Genomic DNA, 5,175 nt, shown 5'->3' on the forward strand with positions numbered 1-5,175 from the left:
GGCGCCGACCCTCCCATGCCGCCATACCCGCTCACGGCCGGCTGCTGGACCGGCGGCGCCATGAGCTCGTTGCGCAGCTCGCGCACCATCTGGAACTGCTGAAACACGGCCTGCTGCTCCTGCTGGACCAGGGCGAGCTCGTCGCGGATGCGCTTGGCCGGGTCCGCCTGCGCGAGCGTCGCAGCCGGGATCATCACGGACAGCACGCAGAGCGTCACCGCGAGCCGGAGGTGCCAGCGGCGACCGATGGACGCGGGAGAACGGGTGAACATGGCAATCATCGCTTTCGACGCGGAACGCGCCCCACGGACGGCAAACGGCGATTAGAACGCAATCCGCAGCCGGTCGCCACCCGCCGCGTCAGATCTCGACCTGCGTGCCCAACTCGACGACGTTCTCCGTCGGAATCCGGAAAAAGTCGGTGGCATTCTGCGCGTTGCGCGACATGAGCGCGAACAGCTTCTCGCGCCAGACCGCGATTCCCGGCTGCAGACTCGGCAGGATCGTTTCGCGGCTCACGAAGAACGACACCTGCCTCAGGTCGACCGGGAACTCGCTGCTGCGGCAGCACTCGAGCGCTGCGGGCACGTTCGGCGCCTCCATGAAGCCGTAGCGGATGAGCAGCCGGAAGAAGCCCTTGCCGAGCGGGATAAGTTCGACGCGGCGGGCCTCGGGCACGTAGGGAATCTCCTCCGTGATCACCGTCGCGATCACGGTGCGCTGGTGCAGCACGAGGTTGTGCTTCAGGTTGTGCAGCAATGCGGAAGGGATGAGATCCGAGCGGGCCGTCAGGAACACGGCACTGCGCGCGACCCGCGGCACGCTCTCGTCTACCTGGGCGAGAAACACCTTCTCCGCGACGTCGAGCTTCGACATCTGGCGAAACAGGAGCGCCCGCCCGCGCTTCCACGTGGTCAGCACGGTGAACGACAGCACCCCGATGAACACGGGGAACCAGCCGCCGTGCGCGAACTTGATGATGTTGGCGCTGAAAAACGCAAAATCCACCAGCAGGAATGCGCCCATCAGCGGCAGCGCGAGCCATCGGCTCCAGCGCCACATCAGGACCATCACAAACGTCACCAGGATGGTGTCGATCATCATCGTGCCGGTGACGGCGATGCCGTAGGCGGCGGCCAGATTGCTCGAAGACTGGAAGAACACCACGAGTGCCATCACGGCGAGAAACAACGTGAGATTGGTGAACGGCACGTAGATCTGCCCGCGCTCCCTGTGCGAAGTCTGGACGATCGCCATGCGCGGCAGGTAGCCGAGTTGTACCGCTTGCCGCGCCACCGAGAACGACCCGGAAATGACCGCTTGTGAGGCGATCACCGTCGCCAGGGTCGCCAGGACCACGAGCGGCAGGATCGCCCACGTCGGCGCGAGCAGGAAAAACGGATTCTGGATGGCGGCGTGCTCGCGCAGCAGCAGCGCACCCTGCCCGTAATAGTTGAGGATCAGCGCCGGCATCACGAAGCCGAACCACGTGAGCCGGATCGGAAAGCGGCCGAAATGCCCCATGTCGGTGTAAAGCGCTTCGCCCCCGGTTACCGCGAGGACCACCGCCCCCAGGGCGAGGAAGCTCTGCGTGGGATTGACGGCGACCAGGTGGACCGCATGCATCGGGTTCAGCGCCGCGAGCACGGCCGGTGTCTCCACGATGCTGAGAATCCCCAGCACGCCGAGGCAGGCAAACCACACGCACATGATCGGACCGAACAGCAGTCCGATCGTGCCGGTGCCGCGACTCTGTATCCAGAACAGCACGACCAGCACCGCACAGGTGATCGGCAGCACATAGGCCTTGAGCGCCGGGGTCACCACTTCCAGGCCTTCGACCGCGCTCAGCACCGAGATTGCGGGGGTGATCATGCTGTCGCCGTAGAAGAGCGCGGCGGCGAAGATGCCGAGCGCCGTCACCACCGGCCGCCAGCGTGACCGCTTGGTGAGCCCGGTGACGAGCGCAAGCAGCGCGAGGCTGCCGCCCTCCCCCCGGTTGTCCGCGCGCATGATGAGCGCGACGTACTTCGCCGATACCAGCAGCATCACCGCCCAGAAGATGAGCGAGAGCACGCCGAGCACGCTCGCTTCCGCGACGGCGATCGGATGGTGTCCCGCCATCGTTTCCTTCAGCGCGTAGAGCGGGCTCGTTCCGATATCGCCGAAGACGATACCGATGGTGCCGAGGATGAGTGTACGCAGGTCGCCCTGATGCTGACCCTGATCGTTGGTCACACGGAATCTCCCTCGCCTGCGGCTCTGGGGCGAGCGCCCCGGACCGATTGTTGTGGCGTTGCAGCAATTGTAGCAGCGCCCAGGCCGGAAATAACGGGTCGACCCGCCTGCGCTTCCTCTCCCCTGCTGCCCGGCACGGCGGCCTTTGCGCAACCGCGCTGTCTCGAATGGACAGATCTAGGCCGATCGGGGGATGAAACTCTCGGCAACACGCTGCACAATCTCGCCTTCGCCCGGCGACTCGTGGTCACTGGGCAGCGGACGGCGAACGGACATCAAGGGAGGGATACCGTGGGCGTCTTCTTGCGATTCGGCCGGCTGCTGCCGGCGTTGTGTCTTGCACTGCTCACGGGCGTGGTGCACGCCGCGCCGTGGATGGGCTACCTCAACGTCTACGATCCGAACTGGAACCAGGGACATCCGGGCAACTACGGCACGCTCAAGTACTTCATCGACGAGAGCGCCGGGGAGACCATCCCCGTCGTCGTCGACGTGCAGGTGTATGCGGACGGCAGGCCGCCGCAGGACCTCGAAGTGCAGGTGTTCAGCAACGTCAATCGCCGCGACTTCGCCAAGGTCTTCGAGTCGGCGGCGGACGCCGGCGGGCCGAACAGCTATTACATGACCTACCCGATGAGCATGGTCGCGTCGGCGAACAACAATCATGTCTATCGCGCGAATCTCACGCTGTCGAAGGCTGGTGCGTACCGGCTCACGACCCGCTTCCGCATCCAGGGCGGTCCCTGGATCTGGCACAACCAGTTCGTGTTCGACGGCGCGCAGCAGCGCGACCTGGCACTCGTCGTTTCGCCGAAGAAGACTCTGAGCCGCTCGATCTACGAGCTGAACACGCTGGTGGTCGAAGCCACGCCGGGCGGCGGTCCCGGTCAGCGCAGCACGCTCGAGGATCTCACCGATCACGACACCGACGGCTACGATCCCTTCAACATCGGGTTCGTCCGCAACAAGCTCGGGTTCAACACGGTGTGGCTGATGCCGATCTTTCCGATCACGCAGGTGCGCTACGACCCGGCAACCGGCCAGGACGTCGCCAACGTGTCGCCGGGCAGCCCTTATTCCGCGCGCAACTACTTCGCCGTGAACGGCCTCTTCGACGAAACCGGCGATCAGTCGCAGGCGTTGAACGAGTTCACCTACTTCGTGAACCAGGCCGACGCCGCAGGGCTCGACGTCTTCATCGACGTCGCCTTCAACCACTCCGGTCGCGACACGGTCTTCGGGCAGGGTGCGGTGGATGCCGGCCTGATTCCGTCCGCCCAGGCCGATTCGCGCATCCGCGACGTGCGCCCGGCGTGGGCGACGAACCGCAACAACTACCGCGACCATGCGCACAACGCAGGCGAATGGGCGCTCTACGCGCCGACCGACCGTATGGGCGAGCATCGCTGGTACGACGCCGGCCTCGACTGGTTCTTCGGCGACTACTCGTCGCTCGGCCCGAAGCCCGGATTCGGCGACACCTGGCAGGGCGGTGCGCTCGATGAGCGCGACCTCTTCTACAGCGATCTCGATCCCGCCGGCGGTCACGACTACGAGGTCGCCAACGTCTGGAACTATTTCGCCGCGGTGCTCGGTTTCTGGCTCGACCGCACCGGCAACAAGCTCGACGGCGTCCGCGCCGACTTCGCGCAAGGGCTGCCGCCGCAGGCGTGGGAATACATCATCAACAAGACGCGGCAGAAGAAATGGGATTTCGTCTTCCTCGCCGAAGTGCTCGATCCCGATATCGTGCGCTACCGCATGAACCGTCAGTTCGACATCATCACCACGGTCGATCACTGGCTGTACCGCAACGACGGCGTGACCACGACGCAACTCGTCTCCAGCCTCGAAGCCGAAGCCGGGCTGTACGGCTACAACGCCGCGATCCTGCACAACGGCACCAGCCACGACGAGGAAGGCAACGGCAACCTGTGGCTGATGACGGCGCGCTACGCGGTTGCGGCATCCGTCTATGGCGTGCCCATGGTCTACATGAGCCAGCCGCTGGGCATCCCGTACAAGGTGGACTTCCAGAACTCGTGGCAGAACATCAAGAGCTTCTGGGACAGCGCCAACCCGGCTGCGCTCGGCATGTACCGACGCATCAACGAAGCGCGCGAGGCGAGCCCGGCGCTACGCAGCAGCAACCGCTGGTTTCTCACGCGCCAGAACGGCGGCGGCTTCAACGAGAACATCTTCGCGGTGGCGCGCTGGTCGGGCGACGACGTCGTGCTCGCCTTCGTCAACCTGCGCGATCAGGCGCTCGGCCCCGACCTTTTCGCGGTGCCCGGTACAGTCCCGCTTGATGGCAATCCGGGTGTGCGCTACCAGGCTTTCAACCTCGTCGCAGACAATCCGAACGCACCACTCTGGCCGCAGCCGCGCACGGCCGCCGACATCCGCGCGAACGGCGTCTTTGTCGCGTTCGGCTTTCCCAACGAGACGCAGTACCTGCGGCTGCGCAAGGTGCCCTGAGTGGGCGTGGACAGCGGGAGCCAGCGCGACACCTTTGTGCTCGCGTCGTAATCATTCCACCGTGCCGGCACGCGCTGGAAGGGACGCCAGCACCGCGCGTTTCTCGTCGTCGGAGAACTCGGGCCAGCCCGCGATCTCGTCCAGCGAGCGACGGCAGCCCAGACACCAGCCGGTGTCCGGGTCGATCACGCAGACCTTGATGCAGGGCGAGGGCACGCCCTCCGACGGAATCGACGCCGGGAAGGTGGGGAAGTCGTTGTTGGTCATCGAAAACTTTACGAACCCTGGTTTGCTTGAGGCTGGCTGCACTGCACTCGTCCGCCAGCGATCGCAGCATAGCGCTGCCCGATGGATCGAGACAGCGCATCCAGCAGCCGCTGTCGCCCGTATATCGCGAAGCAGGCGTGCCATTCGAGCACATCTGCCGACAACGGAGGAAGAGCATGACCACCATCGTCA

General features: G+C 65.1%; 4 protein-coding genes. 1 reads left to right on the forward strand and 3 read right to left on the reverse strand.

All coding sequences use genetic code 11. The features are described from left to right. Positions 1–272 (reverse strand): hypothetical protein (locus JNK68_02050; protein ID MBL8539132.1); only part of this gene is annotated, 272 nt, incomplete at its 3' end. An 88-nt stretch (positions 273–360) separates the two neighbouring features. Beyond that, entirely contained in the window at positions 361–2,205 is a 1,845-nt protein-coding gene (locus JNK68_02055; GenBank protein ID MBL8539133.1) for a potassium transporter Kup, read from the reverse strand. Between the two features lie 324 nt (positions 2,206–2,529). Between JNK68_02055 and JNK68_02060 the strand changes: the two genes are divergently transcribed. After that, positions 2,530–4,716: a hypothetical protein gene (locus tag JNK68_02060; protein ID MBL8539134.1), complete on the forward strand. Its 2,187-nt coding sequence runs from the start codon at positions 2,530–2,532 to the stop codon at positions 4,714–4,716. 51 nt (positions 4,717–4,767) lie between these two features. On the opposite strand, the gene JNK68_02065 is transcribed toward JNK68_02060, so the two are convergent. Next, positions 4,768–4,983, reverse strand: coding sequence for a DUF1289 domain-containing protein (locus JNK68_02065; GenBank protein ID MBL8539135.1), 216 nt, complete (start codon positions 4,981–4,983; stop codon positions 4,768–4,770). Between the last annotated feature and the right edge of the window lie 192 nt (positions 4,984–5,175).

Source organism: Betaproteobacteria bacterium (assembly GCA_016791345.1).
Lineage (GTDB): Bacteria > Pseudomonadota > Gammaproteobacteria > Burkholderiales > JAEUMW01 > JAEUMW01.

Coding starts and splice junctions, on each gene's coding strand:
- JNK68_02065 (MBL8539135.1), bottom strand. CDS start 4,983: ATGACCAACAACGACTTCCCCACCTTCCCGGCGTCGATTCCGTCGGAG.